The sequence below is a fragment of the Duganella alba genome, assembly GCF_009674495.1.
Classification (GTDB): Bacteria; Pseudomonadota; Gammaproteobacteria; order Burkholderiales; family Burkholderiaceae_D; genus Rugamonas; species Rugamonas alba.
Genome location: NZ_WKJN01000013.1, coordinates 18,580 through 45,082, shown reverse-complemented (window position 1 = coordinate 45,082; position 26,503 = coordinate 18,580). Strand labels below are relative to the sequence as shown.

General features: G+C 64.8%; 22 protein-coding genes. 9 read left to right on the top strand and 13 right to left on the bottom strand.

Features of this window, described 5'->3' with window-relative positions:
* Positions 1-73: 73 nt before the first annotated feature.
* The gene (locus tag GJ695_RS14765) at positions 74-1,573 is read left to right on the top strand and encodes a peptide MFS transporter (protein WP_154365953.1); all 1,500 of its coding nucleotides are present in this window, start codon (positions 74-76) and stop codon (positions 1,571-1,573) included.
* A 31-nt stretch (positions 1,574-1,604) separates the two neighbouring features.
* On the opposite strand, the gene glpD is transcribed toward GJ695_RS14765, so the two are convergent.
* Positions 1,605-3,137, bottom strand: a complete 1,533-nt coding sequence (gene glpD, locus GJ695_RS14760) for a glycerol-3-phosphate dehydrogenase (RefSeq protein ID WP_154365951.1) — start codon at positions 3,135-3,137, stop codon at positions 1,605-1,607.
* Positions 3,138-3,242: 105 nt separating this feature from the next.
* On the opposite strand from glpD, the gene GJ695_RS14755 reads away from it, so the two are divergent.
* Entirely contained in the window at positions 3,243-5,648 is a 2,406-nt protein-coding gene (locus tag GJ695_RS14755; RefSeq protein WP_229260536.1) for a penicillin-binding protein 1A, read from the top strand.
* 127 nt (positions 5,649-5,775) lie between these two features.
* On the opposite strand, the gene GJ695_RS14750 is transcribed toward GJ695_RS14755, so the two are convergent.
* On the bottom strand, positions 5,776-6,453 hold the full coding sequence (locus GJ695_RS14750) for a TetR/AcrR family transcriptional regulator (protein ID WP_229260535.1): 678 nt from the start codon (positions 6,451-6,453) through the stop codon (positions 5,776-5,778).
* Between the two features lie 180 nt (positions 6,454-6,633).
* Here GJ695_RS14750 and GJ695_RS14745 point away from each other — a divergent pair, with 180 nt between their 5' ends.
* Entirely contained in the window at positions 6,634-7,548 is a 915-nt protein-coding gene (locus tag GJ695_RS14745) for a lipase family alpha/beta hydrolase (RefSeq protein ID WP_154365949.1), read from the top strand.
* Between the two features lie 8 nt (positions 7,549-7,556).
* Positions 7,557-8,453 (top strand): lipase secretion chaperone, encoded by an 897-nt coding sequence (locus tag GJ695_RS14740; RefSeq protein ID WP_229260534.1) that lies wholly within the window; start codon positions 7,557-7,559, stop codon positions 8,451-8,453.
* Here the strand turns inward: GJ695_RS14740 and GJ695_RS14735 are convergent, their stop codons facing one another.
* The 3 genes from GJ695_RS14735 to GJ695_RS14725 form a co-directional block, all read right to left on the bottom strand.
* Positions 8,454-9,044: a hypothetical protein gene (locus GJ695_RS14735; RefSeq protein WP_154365945.1), complete on the bottom strand. Its 591-nt coding sequence runs from the start codon at positions 9,042-9,044 to the stop codon at positions 8,454-8,456. It lies immediately after the preceding gene.
* Between the two features lie 146 nt (positions 9,045-9,190).
* Entirely contained in the window at positions 9,191-10,957 is a 1,767-nt protein-coding gene (locus tag GJ695_RS14730; RefSeq protein ID WP_154365943.1) for a methyl-accepting chemotaxis protein, read from the bottom strand.
* 126 nt (positions 10,958-11,083) lie between these two features.
* Positions 11,084-12,196: a GGDEF domain-containing protein gene (locus tag GJ695_RS14725; protein WP_154365941.1), complete on the bottom strand. Its 1,113-nt coding sequence runs from the start codon at positions 12,194-12,196 to the stop codon at positions 11,084-11,086.
* A gap of 160 nt (positions 12,197-12,356) precedes the next feature.
* Between GJ695_RS14725 and GJ695_RS14720 the strand changes: the two genes are divergently transcribed.
* From GJ695_RS14720 to serB, 3 genes are all read left to right on the top strand, one after another.
* Positions 12,357-13,283, top strand: coding sequence for a 5'-nucleotidase (locus GJ695_RS14720; protein ID WP_154365939.1), 927 nt, complete (start codon positions 12,357-12,359; stop codon positions 13,281-13,283).
* A gap of 61 nt (positions 13,284-13,344) precedes the next feature.
* Positions 13,345-16,797, top strand: a complete 3,453-nt coding sequence (gene mfd / locus GJ695_RS14715; RefSeq protein WP_154365937.1) for a transcription-repair coupling factor — start codon at positions 13,345-13,347, stop codon at positions 16,795-16,797.
* A gap of 57 nt (positions 16,798-16,854) precedes the next feature.
* Positions 16,855-17,697, top strand: a complete 843-nt coding sequence (serB, locus tag GJ695_RS14710) for a phosphoserine phosphatase SerB (RefSeq protein WP_154366103.1) — start codon at positions 16,855-16,857, stop codon at positions 17,695-17,697.
* Positions 17,698-17,701: 4 nt separating this feature from the next.
* Here serB and GJ695_RS14705 read toward each other — a convergent pair whose 3' ends face one another.
* From GJ695_RS14705 to GJ695_RS14690, 4 genes are all read right to left on the bottom strand, one after another.
* Positions 17,702-18,667 carry a sensor domain-containing diguanylate cyclase gene (locus GJ695_RS14705; RefSeq protein ID WP_154365935.1) on the bottom strand — a complete coding sequence of 322 codons (966 nt, stop codon included), beginning with the start codon at positions 18,665-18,667 and terminating at the stop codon, positions 17,702-17,704.
* Between the two features lie 81 nt (positions 18,668-18,748).
* Positions 18,749-19,048 carry a hypothetical protein gene (locus GJ695_RS14700; protein WP_154365933.1) on the bottom strand — a complete coding sequence of 100 codons (300 nt, stop codon included), beginning with the start codon at positions 19,046-19,048 and terminating at the stop codon, positions 18,749-18,751.
* Positions 19,049-19,196: 148 nt separating this feature from the next.
* Positions 19,197-19,673 (bottom strand): low molecular weight protein-tyrosine-phosphatase, encoded by a 477-nt coding sequence (locus GJ695_RS14695; protein ID WP_154365931.1) that lies wholly within the window; start codon positions 19,671-19,673, stop codon positions 19,197-19,199.
* A gap of 9 nt (positions 19,674-19,682) precedes the next feature.
* Positions 19,683-20,180, bottom strand: a complete 498-nt coding sequence (locus tag GJ695_RS14690) for a YfbM family protein (protein WP_166455229.1) — start codon at positions 20,178-20,180, stop codon at positions 19,683-19,685.
* Positions 20,181-20,244: 64 nt separating this feature from the next.
* On the opposite strand from GJ695_RS14690, the gene GJ695_RS14685 reads away from it, so the two are divergent.
* Both GJ695_RS14685 and GJ695_RS14680 read left to right on the top strand, forming a co-directional pair.
* Entirely contained in the window at positions 20,245-21,123 is an 879-nt protein-coding gene (locus GJ695_RS14685; protein WP_154365927.1) for an alpha/beta hydrolase family protein, read from the top strand.
* Between the two features lie 92 nt (positions 21,124-21,215).
* Complete coding sequence (locus GJ695_RS14680; RefSeq protein ID WP_154365925.1) at positions 21,216-21,578, top strand: DUF4870 family protein; 363 nt, start codon at positions 21,216-21,218, stop codon at positions 21,576-21,578.
* Here GJ695_RS14680 and GJ695_RS14675 read toward each other — a convergent pair.
* The 4 genes from GJ695_RS14675 to GJ695_RS14660 are packed head-to-tail and all read right to left on the bottom strand — an operon-like array spanning position 21,575 to position 26,502.
* Positions 21,575-23,002, bottom strand: coding sequence for a UdgX family uracil-DNA binding protein (locus tag GJ695_RS14675; RefSeq protein WP_154366101.1), 1,428 nt, complete (start codon positions 23,000-23,002; stop codon positions 21,575-21,577). The two genes, GJ695_RS14680 and GJ695_RS14675, sit on opposite strands and share 4 nt — an antisense overlap.
* Complete coding sequence (locus tag GJ695_RS14670) at positions 22,999-24,231, bottom strand: putative DNA modification/repair radical SAM protein (protein WP_154365923.1); 1,233 nt, start codon at positions 24,229-24,231, stop codon at positions 22,999-23,001. The genes GJ695_RS14675 and GJ695_RS14670 overlap by 4 nt, the downstream gene beginning before the upstream one ends.
* Positions 24,232-24,278: 47 nt before the next feature.
* The gene (hisC, locus tag GJ695_RS14665; protein WP_154365921.1) at positions 24,279-25,337 is read right to left on the bottom strand and encodes a histidinol-phosphate transaminase; all 1,059 of its coding nucleotides are present in this window, start codon (positions 25,335-25,337) and stop codon (positions 24,279-24,281) included.
* Entirely contained in the window at positions 25,330-26,502 is a 1,173-nt protein-coding gene (locus GJ695_RS14660; protein ID WP_154365919.1) for a cystathionine beta-lyase, read from the bottom strand. The genes hisC and GJ695_RS14660 overlap by 8 nt, the downstream gene beginning before the upstream one ends.
* Position 26,503 lies beyond the last annotated feature (1 nt).

The window sequence follows — 26,503 nt, the reverse complement described above, 5'->3', positions numbered from 1 at the left end:
AAAATGGCGCCCAATTTGGCTGCCTCACAAGGGAAGTCAGTCCTTTTTGACCATAATTATTAGGAGGAGCCGCATGAGCGGTGCTACCACCAGCAACACGGAAGCTGTTATTCCCGAATTCAAGCAGATCATGGGCCACCCTGCTCCGCTGTGGATGTTGTTCATGACCGAATTCTGGGAACGCTTCGCGTTCTACGGCATACGCTGGGCCCTGGTGCTCTACGTGGTCGCCCAGTTCTACCACGGCGACGCGGCCGGCGAATCCTCGGCCAACCTGGTGTACGGCTCCTACCTGGCGCTGGTGTACGCGGCCGCGCTGTTCGGCGGCTATGTGGCCGACCGCGTGCTGGGCTACCAGCGCTCGATCCTGGTCGGCGCCGCCTTCATGGCGGCCGGCCTGTTCATGATCGCCTTCCCCAACGAGACGGTGTTCCAGTTCGGTCTGGCGACCATCATCGTCGGCAACGGCATGTTCAAGCCGAACATCTCGACCATGGTCGGCAAGCTGTACAGCACCGCCGACACCCGCCGCGATTCCGGCTTTACCATTTTTTACATGGGCATCAACTCCGGCGCGCTGGTCGCACCGGTGCTGACCGAGTGGCTGGCGGCGACCGTGTTCGGCACCGGCGGCATGCCGGCGTATAAAGTGGTGTTCATGTCGGCCGGCGTCGGCATGCTGATCAGCCTGGTATGGTTCTACATCGGCCGCGCCAAGCTGAAAGGCATCGGCGCGCCGGATGCGCAGAACGCCGATCCGAAACGCCTGCTGTACGTGGTGATCGGCTCGCTGTGCGTGATTCCGGTGGTGTACTCGCTGCTGGCGGCCGGCGCCAAGAACCTGCAACTGGTGCTGTCGGTGCTGTTCGTGCTGCTGTCGGTGATGCTGCTGGTCGAGGGCATCAAGAACGGCAAAGTGGCGCGCGACAAGGTCATCGCCATGCTGGTGATCTTCTTCTTCAACATCATGTTCTGGTGCTTCTTCGAGCAGGCCGGTAGCTCGTTCACCTTCCTGGCCGAGAAAATCGTCGACCGCGACATGTTCAACTGGACCTTCCCGGTGGCCTGGTTCCAGACCGTCAACTCGCTGGCAATCATCGCCTTCGCGCCGGTGGTGGCCTTCGTCTGGGTCGCCATGGGCCGCGCCAACCCATCGATTCCGCGTAAATTCGGCCTGGGCCTGATTTTCAACGGCACCGCCTTCGCGCTGCTGATGTTCGCGCTGTCGAGCCTGGTGGACATGAACAACAAGATCCCGTTCTGGACCCTGTTCATGGTCTACGTGCTGCAATCGATCGGCGAGCTGTGCCTGTCGCCGATCGGCCTGTCGATGGTGACCAAGCTGGCGCCGACGCGCCTGGTGGGCCTGGGCATGGGCGGCTGGTTCCTGTCGACCGGCATCGGCAACAACCTGTCGGGCATCTTCGCCTCGGCGGTGTCGGGCGAAGGCGGCATGTCGGTGCCCTCGGCGCTGCACGGCTACACCTTCGGCTTCTGGTCGCTGATGGCCGGCGGCGTGCTGCTGTTCCTGATCGCCCCGCTGATCCAGAAGCTGATGCACGGTGTGAAGTAAAACCAACGGCGCCCGAGGGCGCCGTTTTTATTTATCTGGTCAGCGGATGGGCGTTCAGCCAGTCTTGCAGGCGGTCGGCGGTCTCGGGCGGCAGGTGCAGGCCGAGCTTGGTGCGGCGCCAGAGGATGTCCTGGGCGCTGCGGGCCCATTCGTAGCGGCGCTGGTATTCCACTTCGGCTTCATAGAGGCCGGGAGCGATTTCCTCGCCCATGGCGGCCAGGTCGGCGCGCCCGGCCAGCAGCGTGTGCAGGCGGGTGCCGTAGGTGCGGCAGTAGCGCGCCACCAGCTGCGGCGGCAGCCAGCTGTAGCGCGCCTGCTGTGCGCGCGACCAGCTGTCGAAGTCCAGCACCGACCGGTTGCACGGCTCGGCGCCGAACAGGTCGCCGCCGGGCAGGCAGGCGTTGTGGGTCCAGCCGCCCTGGTGCTTGTCCAGCGCCCTGGCGATGTGGTCCACCGCTTCCTCCGCCAGCTTGCGGAAAGTGGTGATCTTGCCGCCGAAGACGCTCAGGATCGGCGGCCCGTGGCTGTCGATCTCCAGCCGGTAATCGCGCGTGACGGCCTTGGCGTCGGCGCCATCCTCCACCAGCGGCCGCACGCCCGAATAGGTCCACACCACGTCGGCCGGCACAATCGGCTTGGCGAAGTACTGGCTGGCCAGCTGGCACAGATACGCGATCTCGTCGTCGCCAATCGCGACCTGGTTGGCGTCGCCGTGGTAATCCAGGTCGGTGGTGCCGATCAGCGTGAACTCGCCCTCGTACGGAATGGCAAACACGATGCGCCCGTCCTGGTGCTGGAAGATGTAGGCGTTGTCATGCTCGAAGATGCGCTTGACGATGATGTGGCTGCCCTTGATCAGCCGCAGATGCCCGCCGCCCTCCTTCGGCAACGTCGCGTGCAGCAGGTCGGCGGTCCACGGCCCGGCCGCGTTGACCACGTAGCGCGCGTTGACGCGGATCTGGCCGCAACTGGGCTTGAACAGCGTGGCCTCCCAGTCGGCCGCCTTGCGTTCCAGCTTGGTGCACACGGCCTGGGTCAGGATGGTGGCGCCCTTCTCGCTGGCGTCGATGGCGTTCAGCACCACCAGCCGCGCATCGTCGACCCAGCCGTCGGAATAAATGAAACCGCGCTCGAATTCCGGCTTCAGCGGCTTGCCGGCCGCATGACGGCGCAGGTTGATACCGGCCGACGCCGGCAGCAGCTCGCGCCGCGCCAGCTGGTCATACAAAAACAGCCCGGCGCGTATCATCCACGCCGGCCGCTGGCCCGGCGCATGCGGCATCACGAAGCGCAGCGGCCACATGATGTGCGGCGCGGCGCGCAGCAGCACCTCGCGCTCGATCAGCGCCTTGCGCACCAGGCTGAATTCGTAATACTCCAGGTAGCGCAGGCCGCCGTGGATCAACTTGGTGGACGCCGACGACGTATGCGCCGCCAGATCGTCCTTCTCGCACAAGACGACCGACAGCCCGCGTCCCGCCGCATCACGGGCAATGCCGGCGCCGTTGATGCCGCCGCCGATGATCAGGACATCGCAATCGAGTATGTGCTGGGGTTCCGCCATATGGTCCCTTTGGATCACTATACCTGTACGTTACGTCAAGTGACGCCAAGTAACAATAGGCTTGATCTATAATCGCCCATACTTCTGCATTCAACGGATAATGTTTTGACAACGACTAGCACCCTGTCCCAGTGGCTGACCCGCCGTAACCTGATCCGCGCCGCCGTCGCCGCCGGCCTGGCCGTCCTGGTGGGCGGCGGCCTGCTGCTGGCCTACCTGCTGCTGTACGTGGCGCCGAACCTGCCGTCGCTCGACACCATCACCGACTACCGGCCGAAGATCCCACTGCGCGTCTACACCGCCGACAACGCCCTGATCGGCGAATTCGGCGAAGAGCACCGCGACTTCATCCCGATCAAGGACATGCCGGAGCTGATGAAAAAATCGCTGCTGGCGATCGAGGACAAGCGCTTCTACGAACACCACGGCATCGACTGGGTGCGCGCCATGGGCGCGGCCAAGGCCAACCTGGGCGGCGCGCTGCGCCAGGGCGGCTCCACCATCACCATGCAGGTGGCGCGCAACTTCTTCCTGACGCGCGACAAATTCTTCAGCCGCAAGCTGACCGAAGTGATGCTGGCGATGAAAATCGAGGCGGCGCTCAACAAGGACCAGATCCTCGAGCTGTACATGAACCAGATCTACCTGGGTCAGCGCTCGTTCGGCTTCGGCAGCGCCGCCCAGACCTATTTCGGCAAGCCGCTGAAAGACCTGGACGTGGCGGAAACGGCGATGCTGGCCGGCCTGCCGCAAAATCCCGCGCGCCACAACCCGGCCGTCAATCCGAAACGCGCCAAGCAACGCCAGCAAGTCGTGCTGAAAGCCATGCGCGACCTCGATTACATCACCGACGCGCAGTACCAGAAGGCGATGCACGAAACGCTGCACATCAGCCGCAAGGGCCAGGACTTCGACGTCCACGCCGAATACGTGGCCGAACTGGCGCGCCAGACCGTCTACGCCCAGTTCAAGGAAGAGTCGTACACCAGGGGCATCAGCGTCTACACCACGATCCTGAAGGCCGACCAGAAGGCCGCCTACGAATCGATGCGCCGCAATGTGCTGAACTACGACCAACGCCACGGCTACCGCGGCCCGGAAGCGGTGATCACGCTGCCGACCAACGAGGACGAACGCGACGACGCCATCGAAGAAGCGCTGCAGAAGCGCCCGAGCAGCGACGGCCTGATTCCGGCCGTGGTGCTGGACGCCGGCCCGAAAGCGGTCAAGGTGCAGAATCCATCGGGCGAGGAAATCACCATCAGCGGCGACGGCCTGCGCCTGGTCGCCGGCGCGCTGAGCGACAAGGCCAAGGACACGGTGCGCCTGCGTCCCGGCGCCGTGGTGCGCATCATGCAGGGCGATAAGGGCGGCTGGGCCATCACCCAGGTGCCGCAGGTGTCGGCGGCCTTCGTCTCGATCGACTCGGTCACCGGCGGCTACCACGCGATGGTGGGCGGCTTCGACTTCAACCTGCAGAAGTTCAACCACGTGACGCAGGCCTGGCGCCAGCCCGGCTCCTCGATCAAGCCGTTCGTGTACTCGGCGGCGCTGGAGCGCGGCTTCTCGCCGGCCACCATCATCAACGATGCGCCGCTGAACCTGACCGGCGCCGAAACCGGCAACGAAGCCTGGTCGCCGAAGAACGACGACGGCAAGTTCGATGGCCCGATCAGCATGCGCACGGCGCTGTCGGAATCGAAGAACGTGGTGTCGGTGCGCATCCTGCGCGCCATCACCGTGCCGTATGCGCACAGCTACCTGGGCAAGTTCGGCTTCGACCTGGCCAAGCATCCGAAGAACCTGACCATGGCGCTGGGCACCGGCTCGGTGACGCCGGCGCAGCTGGCCGGCGCCTACTCGGTGTTCGCCAACGGCGGCTATTCGGTTGAGCCGTATTTGATCGCCAGGATCGTCGACGGCGACGGCAAGGTCATCTCGGAAGCCAAGCCGCGCGAAACGCTGCCGGACGATGCCCGCGTGATCGACCCGCGCAACGCCTACGTCACCGACTCGATGCTGCGCCAGGTGACCCGCACCGGCACCGGCGGCGCCGTGGCGCGCCTGGGCCGCCCTGACCTGGCCGGCAAGACCGGTACGTCGAGCGACGCGGTCGACGGCTGGTTCGCCGGCTACGGCGGCGGCATCGTGGCCGTGTCGTGGATGGGCTTTGACGACTCGCGCTCGCTGGGCGGCAAGGAATTCGGCGCCACGGCGGCGCTGCCGATCTGGATCGACTACATGAAGGTGGCGATGCAGAACCGTCCGCCGCAGGAACGTCCGCTGCCGGCTGGGCTGACGCAGGTGGATGGCGAATGGCTGTACGACGAGTTCACCGGCGACGCCGCGCGTCATACGCTGGATATGGATGATGTGCCGCCGGGCGCGGAGAACGTCACGCCGGGCGAGCCGTTGACGCCGGGCGCGCCGGTCGCTCCAGCGGCGCCGGCGCCGGCTGTGACGCCGAACGCCGAGAATATCCAGCCGGTGCCGACCGGTCCGAAACGCTAAAACGGCACCCCAGGGTCAACAGCGGGTCAAGGGGCTGGTTTTCCGCGGCGTGTGCGGGAATCGCTAAACCCGCACACCGCAGGCAGGGGTCTGACCCCGTACGGGGTCAGACCCCATTCTCTGGGGTTCACGCCGCCAGGTAACCGCGCATCATGCGCACGGCGCTGTCGGCGAAGCGGTCGGGGTCGACGTCGGCGGCGCGGTACTTCCAGCGCTTGACGTACCAGTCCTGGAACATGGCCAGGATGTGCGCGGCCACCAGGTCCGGACCGCCGCGCGGCGTCGGAATCTGCGCGATGGCGTCGGCAAACAGCGACTGCACATACAGCTCCGACTCCTTTGCCGTGCCGCGCTGCTCCGCCTGCAGCACGCGCGAATCCATGAAGACGAAGTAAAACCACGGCTGCAAAATCTCCGACACATAGATCGACGCGCGCATCAGCGCCTCGATGCGGTCGAGCGGATCGGCGATGTCGGCGAACATCTTCGGCACCTCGTGCGTGGCGTGGCGCACCACGTCCTCGATCATCTCCGCCAGCTGGTCCTTGCTGCTGATGTAGCCGTACAGGCCGCCCATCGACAGCCCGGTCTCGCCGCACAGGTCGCGCAGGTTCATGGCGCGGAAGCCGACCTCGTTGGCCAGCTTGAAGGTGGCGTTGAAGATTTTCTCCAGGTTCTCCAGCGCCGGCTTGCGGCGCTTGACCGTGATGCGGTCGGCATGGCGGTCGAGCATATACGCCCAGATATTGACGCCGTCAAGCGGCGTCATGGCCTGGAATTGTTGGAAGTCGAAGTGGGCCGGCAAGGTTGTCTCGATGGTTTATTTTTGATTATGATTATAGCGCAGGCATTTGCGCATGCTCACGAGGCCAGCAAATTGGCTCCCGGGGCCGTGCGTGCGGACTGCAAGGCCTGATCGCCGGTGCTACATTTTGTAACCGGGCCGCGCCCGGACACTACAACAATACCACCATCGGAGACCACCATGAGACAACGCATCATGCAGTGCCTGGCCCTGTTCCTGATCCTGTTCACCGCCTTGCCGGCGCCGTCGTGGGCGGCCGGCTACACGCAGACCAAGTATCCGATCGTGCTGGTGCACGGCCTGTTCGGCTTCGACAGCGTCGGTCCGGTGGATTATTTCTACGGCATCGCCCCGGCGCTGCGCAGCGGCGGCGCCGACGTCTACGTGACCTCGGTATCGGCCGCCAACAGCACCGAGGTGCGCGGCGAACAGCTGCTGTTGCAGGTCAAGCAGATCCTGGCCGCCACCGGCGCCAGCAAGGTCAACCTGATCGGCCATAGCCACGGCGCGCCGACCGCGCGCTATGTGGCGTCGGTGCGGCCGGACCTGGTGGCGTCGGTCACCAGCGTGGGCGGCGTCAACAAGGGCTCGCGCGTGGCCGATGTGCTGATTGGCGCGGTGCCGGACGTGACCTACAGCGTGGCCAATGCGGTCTCGGGGCTGATCAGCTTCCTGTCCGGCAGCCCGACCCTGCCGCAGAATGCGCGGGCGGCGGCGACCTCGCTGAGCACCGCCGGCACGGCCGCATTCAACACGCGCCATCCGGCCGGCGTGCCGACCTCGGCCTGCGGCGAGGGCGAGTACCAGGTGCGCGGCGTCTACTACTTCTCGTGGAGCGGCGCGCAGCCCTACACCAATGTGCTGGACGCCAGCGATCCGGTGCTGGCGCTGACCGCGCTGGCCTTCAACGGCGCCAAGAACGACGGCCTGGTCAGCAGCTGCTCCAGCCACCTGGGCCGGGTGATCCGCGACGACTATGCGCTGAACCACCTGGACGAGGTCAACCAGCTGATCGGCATCACCAATCTGTTCGAGACCAATCCGGTGACGCTGTATCGCCAGCAGGCCAACCGCCTGCAGGGGCTGGGACTCTGATGCGGGCCATGCTGCGCGTTGCCGCGCTGGTCGCGGTCGCGGCCGGCGTCGGCTGGCTGCTGGTCGCGCGCCATGAGGCGCCGGCGGCGCCGGTTGCCGCTGCCGACGCGGACTACTTCGCCTTTGTGCGCTCGGCCGCCGGCACGCAGCCGGACGGCGCGGTGCGCGCCAATGCGGACGACCAGCTGGAAGTCAACGCGGAGCTGGCCTATCTGTTCGATTACTACCTGGCCGGTCTCGGCGAGCGGTCGCTGGACGACATCCGCAGCGAGATCATCCGCGAGCTGGAGCGCCGCCTGCGTCCCGCGCCCGCCGCCGAAGCGCGCCGCCTGCTGGATGCCTACCTGGCGTACAAGCGCGCGCTGGTGGACGTCGAGCGCGGGCTGCCGGCGCAGGCCGATCCCGCCCAGCGCGCCCGCGCACGGCTGACGGCGATGCAGCAACTGCGCACGGTCTACTTCAGCAGCGAGGAAATCGCCGGCCTGTTCAGCGCCAGCGACGCCTACGACCTGGACGCCATCGCGCGGCTGGAAATCAACAGCGATGCCGGCTTGAGCGAAGCGCAGCGCAAGCAGCAACTGGCCGCGCTCGACGCGCGCCTGCCGCAAAAAGCCAGGGAAGAAAAAGAGGCGCCGACACGCGTGATCCGGCTGGAGGAAGCCGTCAGCCAGGCCCGCGCGAAAGGCGCCGACGATAACGAAATCTACCGCATGCGCGCGGCCGCCCTCTCTCCCGCCGCCGCCGCGCGCCTGGCCGAGGTCGACCGCGAGGAAGCCGACTGGCAGCGCCGCATCGCCACCTACCAGGCCCAGCGCCGAGCCACCACCGACGAAGCCGCCCTCCAACAACTGCGCGACGCCGCCTTCAGCGCCGACGAACAGAAACGCCTGCCAGCCTATGAGTGATCAGTGCACGTAGCGGGCGATGTAATAGACGCCGCCCACCACCAGCGAGGCGAAGCCGTAGAGTTTCCACATATGGTTCATCATCGTCTTCTGCATATCCAGTTGCCCGGCGAGGATGTCAACGCGAAGCTGCGCCAGCGCGGCATCGATATACTCCCGCTGCTTGGCTAGTGCGACGTTAAATTCGTCGCGCTGCTTCGCTAACGCGGCATTAAATTCTTCTCTCTGCTTGGCCAAAGCGGCATTAAGCTCTTCTTTTTGCTTGGCCAAAGCGCCATTAAACTCTTCTTTCTGCTTGGCCAAAGCCGCATTGAACTCTTCCCGCTGTTTCGCCAGCGCGGCACTCCATTCCTCTCGGTGTCTGGCGAAGGCCGCGTGAAAATCTTCCCGCAGCGCTCCCTCTGCTGTCTTGAACTCCAGTTTTTGATCGTACAGCAGCGTCAGGATGCGCTGCGCATCCTCTTTGGTGGCAAAGCTGTTTCGTATGACGGCCACGTCTGTCTCCACTGCCGCGATGCGCTTTTCGATCACCGCATCATAGGCGCTGCGGGCGGCATTTTCAACGCGCTCGTTTTCATTGGTGTTTGGCATGAAAGCTCCTTGAGGACGCTATCGGTGAACTACCAAACTAACATCCGCGCCCGCCACCAAGTTGAGCTGCATCAAACGAAAAAAAGCAGCCGCGAGGGCTGCTTCAGGGTGCTGCTGTGCCAGATAGTGGCTTGCTTTATTATTGGTTAGAACTCTTCCCAATCGTCGGCCGAGGCCGTCGCCATTTGCTTGGCGGGCGGCTTGGCGGCGGCCTTGGCGGCTGTCGATTTCAGCGCCGGGCGTGGCGCCGATACCGCTGCGGCGCGCGGCGCGGTGGCGGCGACCGGCGTGCGGCGCACCGCCATCACCGGCTTGCGCGGCGCCTGCGACTCTTCCATACGGAACACGCTGACCACCTCCGCCAATCCCGCCGCCTGCTCCTGCAGCGAGGCCGCCGCAGCAGCCGCCTGCTCCACCAGCGCCGCGTTCTGCTGCGTCACCGTGTCCATCTGCCCCACCGCCATGTTGATCTGGTCGATGCCGGTGCTCTGCTCCTGCGTGGCCATGCTGATCTCGCCCATGATGTCGGTCACGCGCTGCACGCTGGTGACGATCTCGCCCATGGTCGCGCCAGCCTCTTCCACCAGTTTGCTGCCGGCGCCGACCTTCTCCACCGAGTCGCCGATCAGTTCCTTGATCTCCTTGGCCGCCGCCGCCGAACGATGGGCCAGCGTGCGCACCTCGCCCGCCACCACGGCAAAGCCGCGTCCCTGCTCGCCGGCGCGCGCCGCCTCCACCGCCGCATTCAGCGCCAGGATGTTGGTCTGGAACGCGATGCCATCAATGACCGCGATAATATCCACAATCTTGGACGACGACGCATTGATCGAATCCATGGTCTCGACCACGCGCGCCACCACATCGCCGCCGCGCTGCGCCACACCGGACGCCGACGCCGCCAGCGTGTTGGCCTGGCGCGCATTGTCCGCATTCTGCCGCACGGTCGAGGTCAACTCCTCCATCGACGACGCGGTCTCCTCCAGCGAGCTGGCCTGCTCCTCGGTGCGCGACGACAGGTCCAGATTGCCGCTGGCGATTTCGGCCGACGCCGTGGCGATCGTGTCCGTACCGCTGCGCACCTGGCCGACGATGCGGATCAGGCTATCGTTCATCTCCTTCAGCGCGCCCAGCAACTGACCGGTTTCTTCCCTGGTCGCCACCTCGATGCGACTGGTCAGGTCGCCCGACGCGACGGTCTGCGCCACGCGCACCGCCTCGTTGATCGGATTGGTGATGGCGCCGGCGATATACACCGCGCAACCGATCGCCACCGCCGCCGCGATCACCGCCGCAATCAGCATCGCCCACTCGGCGCTGCTGATCGCCGCCATGCCTTCCTGCACGCTGGCGTCGGACACGCCTTCGTTCAGGCGCTCGATCTTCATCAGCGTGGCCTCGGCCTTGCGGAACAGCGCGCGCGACGGATTGAACACCTGGTAGAACTCGCCGAACAAGGCGTTCTGCGTCTGCTCGTCCTTGTTGGCCGCCAGCTTGGCGATGATGGCGCCGAGCTTGTCGTCGGCCGCCTTCCATTCCGCCCATTCGCCGGTGAACTGCTTCCACAGCACCGATTCCTCGGCCGTCTGCGGCAGCGGCTCGTAGCGCTTCCAGCCGCGGTCGATATTCGCCCAGGCCTTCTTGCGCATTTCGATCGCCTCGGCGAACTTGTCCTGCGATTGGTATTCGTGCGACCAGGTGCCCACGTACAGCGTGGCGGCCGACACCGCGGTCTGGCCTTCGCTCATCACCAGCAGGCCCTGGATCGACGGCAGCCGCACCACGCCGATTTCATTGACCGCCCCGCCCACCTTGACGATGCCGCGATACCCGGCCGCGCCCACCACCAGCAGCGCCACCATCATGATCGCCACCAGCGTCGCCAACTTCCACTTGATGAGTAAATTCCTGAACATCCCCGCACTCCCGCCAGTGGCCGTTAGTTAGAATTGGTGAATATTGATTCTGTCCAACTAATATGCGGCCCCGACAATGTGTGCGTCAATCACATTCGTCGCGGGTGTGGCGCGCCACGCACAATCTCACACGGCGATGACCTTGTTGCGGCCGGCGCGTTTGGCGTCGTACATGGCGGCGTCGCCGGCGGAAATCAGGCGGATCAGGTCGTAGCTGTGCTCGTCCGAGCAGACCACGCCCATGCTGGCGGTGTAGCGAACCGACAAGTTGTCCAATTCGACAACCTCCGATTCGATGCGCGCGCGCAGGCGTTCGGCCACGTTCAGCGCCGCCGCCAGATTGACGCCGTCGAGCACCAGCACGAACTCCTCGCCGCCGAAGCGCGCCAGCAAATCGTGCGGCCGCAGTTCCAGCTTGACCAGCCTGGCCAGATGGCGCAGCACCTCGTCGCCCACCGGATGGCCGTGGGTATCGTTGATGACCTTGAAGTTGTCGACGTCGATCATGATCACCGCCAGGCTGCGCGCCGCGCGCAGCGCGCGCAGGCCGACGCGCTTGCCCTGGATCTCCAGGCCGGCGCGGTTCAGCGCCCCGGTCAGCGCATCGAGCGTCGACAGCCGCCGCAAGCGCTCGGCGTAGCGCCACATCACCATCTGGATCAGGCCGAAGGCGATGCAGATCTGCGCCAGCGGAATCGCCAGCGTGCTCAGTCCCATCACCAGCGAGCTGGTGGTGTCGGCCGGATCGGTATGCAGCAGCATGTGCACGCCGCGCAGGAACAGCGCCAGACCAAGCAAAATGAAACCGGCCAGGCTGATGCCGCTGACGCGCCACACGCCATGCCGCGCCACCACCACCGCGCACATCCAGTTCAGGATGGCAAAGTAAAAACCGCTGAAGCACAGCCGCGCGCGCAGGCTGGGCGCCACCAGCGTGAAGTAGGCGGGTATCAGCAGCGCGATGCCGACCAGGGCCGCGATAAAGGTCCACGACAAGGTCGCCGAACAGTGCACGCGCAGGCCGCGCAGCACCAGGCCCAGGCCCAGCGCGATGACGCCGTAGCCCAGCACGCCATGGATCAGCACCGGCAGCGTGACCATGCTGCTCAGCGCCAGGCCGACGCAGGTCACCACGTTGCCGCCGGCCCACCAGCGTTGTTCGGGCGGGCTTTCGGTATAACAGGCGGCGGCCACCAGCAAGGCCGTGGTCAGCACCGTCACGCAGATTTGGACCAGCAAAAGGGTATCGAGATTCAGCACAACAGCATCCATGGTAATGAACTGTCAATGTAGCGCAGTGACTGCCGGGAGGCAATGCCTAAATTGCAGAAAAGAAATCAAAACAGGACGGGCGCCGAATCGGTTACAGTAGCGCTCATCGTCCACTGACCGCAGCCCCATGCCCTATCCTATCGAGCACAAGCTGGTGATCGGCATCGCCTCCAGCGCCCTGTTTGACCTGACCGCCTCGCACCAGGTGTACCTGGAGCATGGTCCGGAAGCCTACCGCAAGTATCAGGAAGAACAGATCGCCACCGTGCTCGACAAGGGCGTGGCCTTTCCCTTCATCCGCCGCTTCCTCAGCATCAACAAGCACCATCCGCAAAGCTCGCCGGTGGAGGTGGTGCTGTTTTCGCGCAATTCGCCGGAGACCGGCCTGCGCGTGATGAATTCGATCGCCCACTACGGCCTGGACATCTCGCGCGCCTGCTTCCTGACCGGGCAGTCGCCGTACACCTACCTGCCGGCCTTCAACACCTCGCTGTTCCTCAGCGCCAACGAGGAAGACGTGCGCAACGCCTTGGCCGCGCACCATCCGGCCGGCCTGGTGCTGCCGTCGCGCACCGAGGACGACGACGCCGACGGCGAACTGCGCATCGCCTTTGACTTCGACGGCGTGATCGCCGACGACGAATCTGAAACTATATTCAAGCGCAACAACGACGTCGGCGAATTCCACGCCCACGAAAGCGCGCGCGTCGCCATCCCGCACCAGCCGGGACCGCTGGCCGACCTGTTCCGCAAGCTGTCGGCCATGCAGCAGCTGGAGGAAGACGCGCAGCGCGACGATCCATCGTACAAAAAAATCCTGCGCATCGCCATCATCACGGCGCGCAGCGCGCCGTCGCACGAGCGGGTGGTGACGACGCTGAAAAGCTGGGGCGTGTCGGCCAACGAAACCTTCTTTTTGGGCGGCATGGAAAAGGCGCGCGTGCTGAGCATCTTCAAGCCGCACATGTTCTTCGACGACCAACTGAGCCACCTGCAATCCCCGGCCGGCAACATCCCGATGGTGCATATCCCGTTCGGCGTCGCCAACCGCTAGGGGCTTCGTCTATAATGTCGGCAGCGGCATTGCCACCCGGCGATGCCGGGATAACCGTTGAATGTGTGTTGTGTCGTCAGCCTTAACTAAATCCATTCCCAAACCCGGCAACCGTTTTGCCCTGCCCGCGCTGCACGGCTCGGCGGACGCTTACGCCCTCGCGCAACTCGCGCTCGAACTCAAATCCCGTGGCCAGATGCTGGCGGTGGTCGTGGCCAACGCCAGCGACGCCCAGCGCCTGCTCGACGAAATCCCGTGGTTCGGCGGCGCGCAGCTGCGCTGCCACCTGCTGCCGGACTGGGAAACGCTGCCCTACGACGCCTTCTCGCCGCACCAGGACCTGGTGTCCGAGCGCCTGGCCACGCTGCATGAAATCTCCAGCGGCCAGTGCGACGTCATGCTGGTGCCGGCCACCACCGCGCTGGTGCGCATGGCGCCGCCGTCGTTCCTGGCCGCCTACACCTTCTTCTTCCAGCAGGGCGAATCGCTGGACGAGGCGCGCCTGAAATCGCAGTTGTCGCTGGCCGGCTACACCCACGTGACGCAGGTGATGTCGCCCGGCGAATACTCGGTGCGCGGCGGTCTGATCGACCTGTTCCCGATGGGTTCCGCCCTGCCCTACCGCCTCGACCTGTTCGGCGACACCATCGAAACCATCCGCACCTTCGACGCCGACACCCAGCGCTCGCTGTACCCGGTCAAGCAGGTGCGCCTGCTGCCGGGCCGCGAGTTCCCGATGGACGAAGCCTCGCGCACCGCCTTCCGCAGCCGCTGGCGCGAACACTTCGAAGGCGATCCGTCGCGCGCGGTGATCTACAAGGACATCAGCAGCGGCATCGCCTCCGCCGGTATCGAATACTACCTGCCGCTGTTCTTCGACCAGACCGCCACGCTGTTCGAATATCTGCCGCAAGGCGCGGTGGTCGCCACCGTCGGCGACATCGAAGCGGCCATCAAGCGCTTCTGGACCGACACCAATTCGCGCTACCGCTTCCTGAAGGCCGACCGCGAACGTCCGCTGATGGCGCCGGAAGAGCTGTTCCTGTCCGATGAACAGTTCTTCGTGCTGGCCAAGCCGTATCCGCAGATCGCCATCCGCAACAATCCGGACGCCGGCGCTTCCGAGCTGTCGGCGCCGGTGCCCAACATCGCCGTCAACCGCCATCTGGAAGACCCGCTGACCAATCTGCGCGCCTACCTGATGCAGTCCGGCAGCCGCGTGATGATCTGCGCCGAATCCAACGGCCGCCGCGAAACGCTGCAGCAGTACTTCAACGAATACAACCTGGAACTGGCGCCGGTCGAAGGCTTCGACGGCTTTATCGCCTCGGACGCCAAGCTGGCGCTGGGCGTGGCGCCGCTGCACGCCGGCTTCGAGCTGTCGCTGCCGAAGGCGAATCTGATCTTCATCACGGAGACCGAGCTGTATGCCGGCTCCGGCCGCCGCGTCGGCAAGAAGAAGCAGGAAGCCGTCACGCAGGTCGAATCGATGGTGCGCGACTTGTCGGAGCTGAAGATCGGCGATCCGGTGGTGCACATCAACCACGGCATCGGCCGCTACATGGGCCTGACCACCATGGACCTGGGCGAAGGCGACGCCGAATTCCTGCACCTGGAATACGCCAAGGAGACCAAGCTGTATGTGCCGGTCTCGCAGCTGCACGTGATCTCGCGCTACTCCGGCGCCTCGCCGGACGACGCGCCGCTGCACACGCTCGGTTCCGGCCAGTGGGAGAAAGCCAAGCGCAAGGCCGCCGAACAGGTGCGCGACACCGCCGCCGAGCTGCTGAACCTCTACGCCCGCCGCGCGCTGCGCCAGGGTCACTCGTTCGAATACTCGGCGCACGACTACGAGCGCTTCGCCGACAGCTTCGGCTTCGACGAAACGCCGGACCAGCAGGAAGCCATCAACAACGTCATCAAGGATATGACCTCGGGCAAACCGATGGACCGCCTGGTGTGCGGCGACGTCGGTTTCGGCAAGACCGAGGTGGCGCTGCGCGCCGCCTTCATCGCCGTCATGGGCGGCAAGCAGGTGGCCATCCTGGCGCCGACCACGCTGCTGGCCGAACAGCATGCGCAAACCTTCGCCGACCGCTTCGCCGACTGGCCGGTGCGCATCGCAGAGATGTCGCGCTTCCGCACCGGCAAGGAGATCGCGCAGGCGATCAAGGGCATGGCCGACGGCACGCTGGACATCATCATCGGCACCCACAAGCTGCTGTCGGACGACGTCAAGTTCACCCGTCTCGGCCTGGTCATCATCGACGAGGAGCACCGTTTCGGCGTGCGCCAGAAGGAAGCCTTGAAATCGCTGCGCGCCGAAGTCGACGTGCTGACGCTGACCGCCACGCCGATCCCGCGCACGCTGGGCATGGCGCTGGAAGGCCTGCGCGATTTCTCGGTCATCGCCACCGCGCCGCAAAAACGGTTGGCGATCAAGACCTTCGTGCGCAGCGAGGGCGAATCGATCATCCGCGAGGCCTGCCTGCGTGAACTGAAACGCGGCGGCCAGGTCTACTTCCTGCACAACGAGGTCGAGACCATCCAGAACCGCATGGCGATGCTGACCGAGCTGCTGCCGGAAGCGCGCATCGCCGTGGCCCACGGCCAGATGCACGAACGCGACCTGGAAAAAGTGATGCGCGATTTCGTCGCCCAGCGCTACAACATCCTGCTGTGCACGACAATTATCGAAACCGGTATCGACGTGCCGACCGCGAACACCATCATCATGCACCGCGCCGACAAGTTCGGCCTGGCGCAGCTGCACCAGCTGCGCGGCCGCGTCGGCCGTTCGCACCACCAGGCCTATGCCTACCTGCTGGTGCACGACGTGCAGTCGCTGACCAAGCAGGCGCAGCGCCGCCTGGACGCCATCCAGCAGATGGAGGAACTGGGCAGCGGCTTCTACCTGGCCATGCACGACCTGGAAATCCGCGGCGCCGGCGAAGTCCTCGGCGACAACCAGTCCGGCGAGATGACCGAGATCGGATTCCAGCTATACTCGGACATGCTGAACGAAGCGGTGCGCTCGCTCAAGGCCGGCAAGGAGCCGGATCTGGCGGCGCCGCTGGCCACCACCACCGAGATCAATCTGCACGTGCCGGCGCTGCTGCCGGCTGATTTCTGCGGCGATGTCCACGAGCGGCTATCGATTTACAAGCGCATGGCGAATTGCGCATCGCAAGGCAAGATCGACGACTTGCAGGAAGAGCTGATCGACCGCTTCGGCAAGCTGCCGGACCCGGTGAAGGCGCTGATCGAAACGCACCGCCTGCGCATCGCCGCCAAGACGGTGGGCATCATCAAGATCGACGCGCATACCGAGGCCGCCAGCCTGCAATTCATGGCCAAGCCGCCGATCGATCCGATGCGCATCATCGAGCTGATACAGAAGAACCGCCAGATCAAGCTGAATGGACAGGATAAACTGAAGATCACCGCCGCCATGCCGGACCTGGCGGCGCGGGTGACGCAGATAAAGGCCGCCATCAAGCAGCTGACTCCGTAAGCATACTATCAAGCATACTCACTACTATCGACGCACATGACTAACGCAAAAACCGCCATGAACCTCGTGCTGCAAGGCTTAGGCGATTGCAAGGCCCGGCTGGAGCGCATCAGCGCCCTTACCGCGCCCACCAGCCTTACCTGGCTGAGCGACCAGGCCTTGCGCTGCGAAGGCATCACCTTCTCGCCGGCGCTGCGCCAGACCATCGAAGTCGCGGCCCAGGCCGCGCAGCTGGACACCACCTACTCGATCGGCTTCCACAAGATGAGCGAGTTCAAGCTGGTGGCCATGGACATGGATTCGACGCTGATCACCATCGAATGCATCGACGAAATCGCCGACATGCAGGGCCTGAAGAAGGAAGTCTCGGAGATCACCGAAGCGGCAATGCGCGGCGAGCTCGATTTCGCCGCCAGCCTGACGCGCCGCGTGGCGCTGCTCGAAGGCCTGGACGCTTCGGCGCTGGAGCGCGTGTACGAAGAACGCCTGCAACTGTCGCCGGGTGCCGAGACCATGCTGAAGGCGGTGCAGAAGGCCGGCCTGAAAACGTTGCTGGTGTCGGGCGGCTTCACCTACTTCACCGAACGCCTGAAAGCGCGCCTGGGCCTGGACTACACCCACGCCAACCAGCTGGAAATCGTCGACGGCAAACTGACCGGCAAGGTGATCGGCGGCATCGTCGACGCCGAAGAGAAGAAGCGCACGGTGGAGCGCGTGTGCAAGGAGCTGGGCATCTCGCCATCGCAAGCCATCGTCATGGGCGACGGCGCCAATGATCTGAAGATGATGGGCATTTCCGGCATGTCGGTGGCGTTCCGCGCCAAGCCGGTGGTGCGCGAGCAGGCCAATGTGGCGCTCAACTTCGTCGGCCTCGATGGCATCCTGCCGCTGCTGACTTAATGACTTAATGCCTGCGCTTGGCCGCCTTGATCGCGTACATCTGCGCGTCGCCGGCGGCCAGCAGCGATTCCACATCGCGCGGATCGTTCGGCAAAAATTCTTCCAGCCCGTATGAAAAGTCCAGCGCATAACCGCGGTTGGCGCTGACGTTGTAGTCGTGCAGCTGGCTGCAGAACTTGCGGATCACCGTTTCCGCCTCGGCCTTGGTGGCGCCGGTCAGCAGCACCACAAACTCATCCCCGCCCAGACGCGCGCACAGATCGGTACTGCGGAAACTGCTGCGCATCACATCCGCAAACGCCGCCAGCGCGCGGTCGCCTTCCGCATGGCCGTACTGGTCGTTGATCGGCTTGAAGCGATCCAGGTCGATGAAAGCCAGCGCCGCCGGCTGGTGATGCCGCACGCAGAAATTCAGGCCGTAGCGCGCCAGTTGCAGGAAGCCGCGCCGGTTGGAGATGCGCGTCAGTTCGTCGGTGGTCGAGGTGTGGAAGGCGGACAGCTCGTCCTCCACCATCGAGGCCAGGTCGCGCAGCGCCAGAGCATCCTCGTCGGTGAAGTCGCGCGGCTGGCTGTCGAGAATGCACAAGGTGCCCATCTTCAGGCCACTATTGGCGCGCAGCGGGCAGCCGGCGTAGAAGCGGATGTTCGGCGCACCGGTCACCAGCGGATTGTCGGCAAAGCGCTGGTCGTTGCGGGCGTCGCGGATCAGGAAAATCTCGTCGCCGAGGATGGCGTGGCCACAAAAGGAGATGTTGCGCGGCGTTTCCGTGGCGTCCAGCCCTTCGCGCGACTTGAACCACTGGCGGTCCTCGTCGACGATGCTGACCAGGGCGGTCTGCACGCCGAACAGCCGCCGCGCCATGCGCGTGAGGCGGTCGAAGCGCTCCTCGGGCGGCGTATCGAGCACATTGAGCGACTTGAGGGCTGCAAGCCGGATGGATTCGTTATGGGGAATGCCGGGCTGTTCCAAGTGATCTCCTGTGCTTGTGACGGCGTGGATGACCTTATCATACTACCGTGGCCCGGCATTGGCAAAATGAAAAGTGCGCGGTTATTCGCGGCGCGCCACCAGCTGCACGCCGCTGACCACGCCATTGCCGTGCTGCTGGAACGTGATGCGCAGATCACCTTTTGCGGACTGCCACACGGCGCCGCCGGCCGCTTTCAGCGCCACTTCCGGCCCGGCGTCGATCTGCGCGTACAGCGTGCGCTGATGGCAGCTGACGTACAGCACGCGGCCGTCGGCCAGCGCGTAACTTCCCTTCATTGCCTGCAGATCGTCGCTATCGGCCGCATTGGCGGCGCCCGCCACGCAACAGCCCAGCAGCCAGGCCAGAATAAAATGACGCATGATATGTCCCCGTTTCAGTGGTATCGCCATCTCTCACAATGGATGGCGATTCACCAACTGTAGACAAAAACATCATGCGCCACACGCGCCATCTGACCAATCGCCGGCAGGTGGGCATGAATGCGCGTTTGGCGGGGGCGAATGGCGCTTATTTCGCTTTCAGGTGGGCCAGCAGGCCGTCGGCAGCGTCTTCCAGATAATCCAGCACCACGTCGAAGCCGCGCCCGCCGCCGTAGTACGGATCAGGCACCGCATCGGCGCCGCTGCGGGTGGCGTGCGACATCATCAGGCCCAGCTTGTGGCGGTGCTGCGGCGGGCACGCGGCCTGCAGCAGCTTGAGGTTGTCGTGGTCCATCGCCAGCAGATAATCGAAGTCTTCGAAGTCCTGCGCCGCGACCTTGCGCGAGCGCTGCGCCGACAGGTCGTAGCCGCGCTTCAGCGCATACTCCATCGAGCGCGCGTCGGGCGGCTCGCCCACGTGGTAGCCGTGCGTGCCGGCCGAGTCGATGACGAAGCTGTGCGCCAGCCCCGCCGCTTCCACGCGCTGGCGGAACACGCCCTCCGCCGTCGGCGAACGGCAGATATTGCCCATGCAGACAAACAGCACCGATACCGGTTTAGCCATGCCAGCCCCTCAAGCGATGTACAGCAGCACGCCGTCGCCGCGCTCTGCCGCGCCGCTGTAGAAGGCCGCCATGCGCAGGTAGTTTTCGATGACGTAGTCCAGGTCGGTGTCATCGTTACGGTCCCACATGCTCGGATAGATGTCGGCTTCGGTCAGTTGTTCCGGCACGTAGCGGGCCCGCAGCTGGGCCGCATCGATGCCGGCCAGCGTCGCCGCCAGCGCCTGGACCTCGGCCGGCTGGAGCACGCGCGCCGGGCCGTAGTCCAGCTCCTCGCCGATCGGCTCGCCGCCGAAGATCGCCGGTGCGGGATCGGTTTCCTCCGGCATGGCGGAACCGTTGAGCAGGAAGTGAATCGCGTGCCAGGCCTTGTCGGCGTCGATCCGGCCTTCCGGTTCCTGGTCCAGGTCGTTCGGAAAGAGGAAGGCTATCAGCTCATCCGGCTCTTCCGGCTCTTCCGTGAAGAGCGCGATCTGTTCGCCGGTCACCGGCACAAAATATGCACACATACCCATCTCAGCCAGCTCCTTATATAATCGCCACTATTGCATTTTATGCGAAAAAGGGAGACGTATGAATCTCAGTTGCGGATGCCGCTTGAGCAATGTGCACGACGCCGTGCAGGACGCGGAGATTCCGCTGGCCGTGCTGTATCCCGCACATGGCGCGGAGCACACCGAACATTTCGGCCCCTATTCGCTGGACGTGGCGAAGGACGCCGCGCCGGCCGCCGGCGTCTATCCGCTGGTGGTCATCTCGCACGGCCACTCCGGCACGCCGTGGGCGTATCGCCAGCTGGCCAAGCACCTGGCGCTGGCCGGCTTTGTGGTCGCCCTGCCCGCCCACACTGGCAACACGCGCACCGACAACTCGCTGGCCGGCACCGCCGCCAACCTGGCCAACCGTCCGCGCCACATCACGTTGAGCATCGACGCGGTACTGGCCGACGCCGTGCTGGCGCCGCACGTGACACGCCATGGCGTCGCCGTCATCGGCCATTCGATCGGCGGCTATACGGCGCTGGCGGCAGCCGGCGGCATCGCCTGGAGCGGACCGTATGAGCGCAAGAGCGAACATGCCGGACCGGAGCCGGTGCCGGTTACGCCCGATCCACGCATCCGCACGCTGGTGCTGCTGAATCCCGCAACGTTCTGGTTCATCGCCGGCTCGCTGCGGCCGGTCAACCTGCCGATCCTGATGCGCACCGGCGAAAAGGATGAGATCACGCCGATCGAGCACGCCCACAAGATCATCGAAGGCGTGGGCGACCCGTCGCTGATCGAGCACAAGGACATCCCCGGCGCCGGCCACTTCGCCTTCATGAGCAAGTTCCCGCCCGAGATGACGCGCCCCAACTTCAAGCCCTCGCAAGACCCGGAAGGCTTCGACCGAGAAACCATCCAGCCCGAGTTTTTCGCCGACGTCACCGCCTTCCTCAAACGGACGCTTTGACCGCGTCTTTGGCCGTTATGTTCACTCTCGTACGGAGGTTGGAAAACGGCGTGGTTATACTCTGATTAATCGCTGCTCATAAAGGAACCGTCATGTCCCAAGAATTGATATTAGACAATCGCCTGGACTCGGCCAAGACCACGGCGTGGTGGCTGTACGTTATCCACGGGGTCAGCTTTGTGTTCTCGCTGGGTGCGTTTTCGATTATTCCGCTGATCCTCAACTACCTGCAACGGCCGGGCACCGAGGGCACGTTCGTCCACAGCCATCACACCTGGATGATCCGATCGTTCTGGTGGTATGTGGTGTGGATCGTCGTCGGCGCCGTGTTCTTCATGACCTTCATCGGCATCCCGGTGGCGTGGCTGATCTGGGTCTGCGCCTGGCTGTGGAAGGCGTACCGCCTGATCGTCGGCATTAGCCGCATCAACCGCAACGAGGCGGCGCCGGTTTAATCGCCCAGCAGCCGCAAGGCTTCGCGCAGGCCGGCGACGATCACTTCGTAGGCCTGCCGCCGGCTGTCCTCATCGCGCGCACGCAGCACAAACGACGGGTGGTAGACCGCGATCACCCATCGGCCTTCATGCTGGAACGGCGCATCCATCACCGCGCTCATGGTCGCGCCGCTGTCCTGCAACACCGACTTCAACGCGGTGGCGCCCAGCGCTACAACGACATCCGGCTTGACCTTTGCCAGCTCCTGCTCCAGCCAGACGTGGCAGGCCGACACCTCGCGCTGCGCCGGCGTCTTGTGCAGACGGCGTTTGCCGCGCAGCTCCCACTTGAAATGCTTGACGGCGTTGGTCAGATACACCGCGCCGCGCTCCACGCCCGCTTCCGCCAGCGCCCGATCCAGCACCGCGCCGGCCGGGCCGACAAACGGCAGTCCCTGCAAATCCTCCTGATCGCCCGGCTGCTCGCCGACCAGCATGATGCGCGCCTTCTTCGGCCCGACGCCAGACACGGCCTGCGTGGCGTTGCGCCACAAATCGCAGCGGCGGCACTGGTCCAGCGAATCGGGCTGCTCGCGCTGCGGCTGCGCGCGTTCCGGCGTGATGTCGATGGTGGTGGCGCCCCGGCGCTGGCCGACCGTCATGGTCTGGCCGGTGCGGCGCTCGCCATTGGCAGCCGCGCTGACCATGGATGGCACAATCGCGCCTTCCGGCAGATTCTTCCAGAAGCGCGATGGAATATGGCTGCGCAGCAGATCCGCATTCAGCCGCGCCGGATTGAAGATGCTGCGGTAATAGGTGAGCCACAGCGCCTCGCCGGCGTCGTCGATATCGGCCGCGCTGCGCATCAGCGCCGGCGCATCGTGCAGATGCTCGCCGTCCCACAGCACGGTGGCGGTGGGCGTGGCGATCATCCACGTCGTGCCGCCCATGCGCCGGGCGAAATGCCGTGCCACCTGCGGCAGCACCTCGTGCGTCGGCTCGAACCAGGCGACGAAACGCGGCGCCCCATCCTCTTCCTTGCGTTCGCGAAAACGTACATATGCATGCATGTCGTGCTCCTCGCGGTGGACGGCCTTGACCATGCCATACAGGCGCGCGCCGTCCCGGTCCGCCGCCGACATCACATCGCGCTCGCCCAGATGCCAGCGCCAGATCACCTTGTACAGAAAAGCCCAGCGATCCGCAGCGCTGAAGCACGCCGCGCTGGCGAGCATCTCCATCAACTCGCGCGGCAAACGCAGTTCCGGACCAGCGGGTGCGATGGCCGGCAACGCGGCCGATGGCCCGCCTCCGGCCGCCGAGAACAGATCGCCATCGGCCTCGCTCGACGCCCATTCTACGGATTCCGGCGGAACGCGGCGCGCGATCAGCTCCCGCGCCGCCGCCCGCCACGCATCAAACGATTGCACCACCTGCCGCATCATGCCGCCTGCAACTCCGGCCACAAATTCATCTGTTGCGGCGCGTCGGCCATCGCGCGACGCAGATGCTCCGAGGGGCTGGCGTCGCGCGCCGGGAAGTAATCAGCCGTGATGATGAACGGCGAAATCTTCTTCATGCTGCAACGAAGGCGCGACAAGTCCGCATACCGCACCTGCCGCAAGCGCCGCAACTCAACGATGCGCTGCGCGTTGCGCAAGCCAATGCCCGGCACGCGCGCGATCATATACGGCTCGGCGCGGTTCAGGTCCAGCGGAAAATGCTCGCGGTGCTCCAGCGCCCACGCCAGCTTGGGATCGATATCCAAGGCCAGATTGCCGCCGCTGGCCGGCAGCAGTTCGTTCGCCTGGAAGCCGTAGCTGCGCAGCAGGAAGTCGGCCTGGTACAGGCGGTGCTCGCGCAGCATCGGCGGCGGCGCCAGCGGCACGCTCTTCGGACTTTGCGGGATCGGACTGAAGGCCGAGTAATACACGCGCTTGAGCTTATAGCTGCCGTACAGCGTTTCCGCCGTCGACAGGATCTGCTGGTCGTCGCTGGCGTCGGCGCCGACGATCATCTGCGTGCTCTGTCCGGCCGGCGCGAAGCGCGGCGACTTCGGCTCCTCCGCCTTTTCATCCAGCTTGCGGCGGATGGAGCCCATCGCCAGCTTGATCGTGTGGACGCTCTTCTCCGGCGCCAGCTTCTGCACGCTGTCCTGCGTCGGCAGCTCGATATTCACGCTGAGCCGGTCCGCGTATTTGCCCGCCGCCGCAATCAGCGCGGGATCGGCGTCCGGTATCGTCTTCAGGTGAATATAGCCGCGAAACTGATGCACCTCGCGCAGCTCGCGCGCCACCTGCACCAGCTGCTCCATCGTGTAATCGGCCGACTGGATGATGCCGGAGCTGAGGAACAGGCCATCAATGTAATTGCGGAGATAGAAATCGGTGGTCAGCTTGACCACCTCGGCCACCGAAAAGCGCGCACGCGGCACATTCGAGGTGCGCCGGTTCACGCAATACTGGCAGTCGTACAGACAGTAATTGGTCAGCAGGACCTTGAGCAACGAGACGCAGCGACCATCCGGCGTGTAGCTGTGGCAGATGCCCATGCCGGTAGTGGCGCCGAAACCGTCCTTGCCGATGGAGTTGCGCTTCGGTGCGCCGCTGCTGGCGCAGGATGCGTCATATTTTGCCGCATCCGCCAGGATTTCCAGCTTGTCATTTAACTCCATCGCGCGCCCCGATATACTGTGTTTTCATACAGTATATCAGAACTTGTTCAGGACAGAATGGCTTTCAGTGCGTCGACCAGCTTGGCGCACTCCTCGTCCGTGCCGATGGTAACGCGCAGGAACTGGTCGATGCGCGCGGCCTTGAAGTGGCGGACCAGGATGGCGCGCTCCCGTAGCGCCGCCGCCAACTGTGCGCCGTCATGCCGCGGATGGCGGGTGAAGATGAAGTTGGCCTGCGACGGCAGTACGTCGAAGCCCAGCGCCTGCATCTGCGCCGTCAGCCACGCGCGGCTGGCGATGATGGCTTGCGAGGTCTGCTCCATGTAAGCCACATCGTCCAGCGCCGCCACCGCGCCGGCCTGCTGCACCTGGCCCAGTGGATAGCAATTGAAGCTGTTCTTGACGCGCTCCAAACCCGCGATCAGGTCCGGGTGGCCCAGCGCAAAGCCGACGCGCAGGCCGGCCAGCGAGCGGGATTTGGACAGCGTCTGGATCACCAGCAGATTGTCGTAGCGGCCCAGCAGCGCGGCGGCGCTTTGCGCGCCGAAGTCCACATAGGCTTCGTCGATCACCACCACCTGATCCGGATGTGCCACCAGCAGCGCTTCGATCTGCGCCAGCGGCAAGGCGATGCCGGTTGGCGCGTTCGGATTGGCGAGGATGATGGCGCCGCATGGCTGCGCATAATCCGCGACATCGATCTCGAAGCGTTCGTTGAGCGGCACATAAACCGCGTCGATGCCATACAGGCTGCAATAGGTCGGATAGAAGCTGTAGCTGATGTCCGGCGTCAGCAGCGGCAGGTCATGCTTGAGCAGCGCGTGGAAGGTATGCGCCAGCACCTCGTCCGAGCTGTTGCCGACAAAGACCTGCTCGCGCGTGAGGCCGAAACGGCGCGCCACCGCGTCCTTCAGCACCGTATTCGAGGGATCGGAATACTTGCGCAGGCTGTCGCCGGCCGCTTCCTGCATCGCCGCGATGGCCTTCGGCGACGGGCCATAGGGATTTTCGTTGGTGTTCAGCTTGACCAGGCCTGGCATCTGCACCTGCTCGCCCGGCGTGTAGGGCGTCAGGCCGTGTACCACCTTGCTCCAGAACTTACTCATTCATTTCCCCCAATGCCCGCTCGATGTCGCCGATCAGATCCTGCACGTCTTCCAGGCCGACGTTGAAGCGCACCAGCGTACCCTTGTCCGGCCAGTTCTGGCGCATGTGCTGGATGCGATATGGCATGACCAGGCTGTTGGCGCCGCCCCAGCTATAGCCGATCTTGAACAGCTTGAGCGCGTCGACAAAGCGGTCGGTCTGCGCTTCGGTATAGCGCTCGTCGAAGATCACCGAGAACAGGCCGCCGGCGCCGCTGAAGTCGCGCTTCCAGACTTCGTGGCCGGGACATTCCGGGAACGCCGGATGCAGCACGCGCGTGATTTCAGGACGCGATTGCAGCCATGCCGCCAGCTTGCGCGCCGCCGCATCGTGCGCGTCGAAGCGCAGACGCATGGTCGGCAGGCCGCGCGACACCAGATAGGCATCGTCCGCGCCGACGCCCATGCCGAGCCGCATATGCGCCTGGCTGACACGGTCGTGCAGCTCGCGGTCGCGCGTGATCACGGCACCCATCAGCACATCCGAACCGCCGGACTGATACTTGGTCAGCGCCTGCATGATGATGTCCACGCCCAGGTCGAAGCCGCGCAGCGCCAGGCCGGCAGCCCAGGTATTGTCCAGCGCCACCAGCACGCCGCGCTCGTGCGCCGCCTTGCAGATGGCCGGCAGGTCCGGCACTTCCATCGACACCGAACCCGGCGCCTCGGTCCAGATCAGCTTTGTGTTCGGCTGAATCAGCGCCGCGATGCCCGCCCCGATCAGCGGATCGTAGTAGCGCGCGGTGATGCCAAAATCGGCCGACAGCCAGCGTCCCAGCTCACGGTTCGGGTTGTAGACATTATCCGGCAACAGCACGTCGTCGCCTGTCTTCAGGATCGCGAAATCCACCATGGCGATGGCAGCCAGTCCGCTCGGCGCCAGCAGGCAGTAGTTGCCGCCCTCGATCTCGGCCAGCCGCGCCTCCAGCGTGAAGGTGGTCGGCGTGCCATGCAGCCCGTAGGTATAGGCGTTCTTCTCTTTCCAGTCGCCCGACCGCATGGCCGCCACGTTCTTGAACAGCACCGTGGAAGCGTGGTGGATACCGACCGGGAAAGCCTCGAAGCCTTCCGGCGCCTTGTAGTCCGTGTGGATCAGCGCCGTCTGCGGAGATTTTTTCATCGTCATG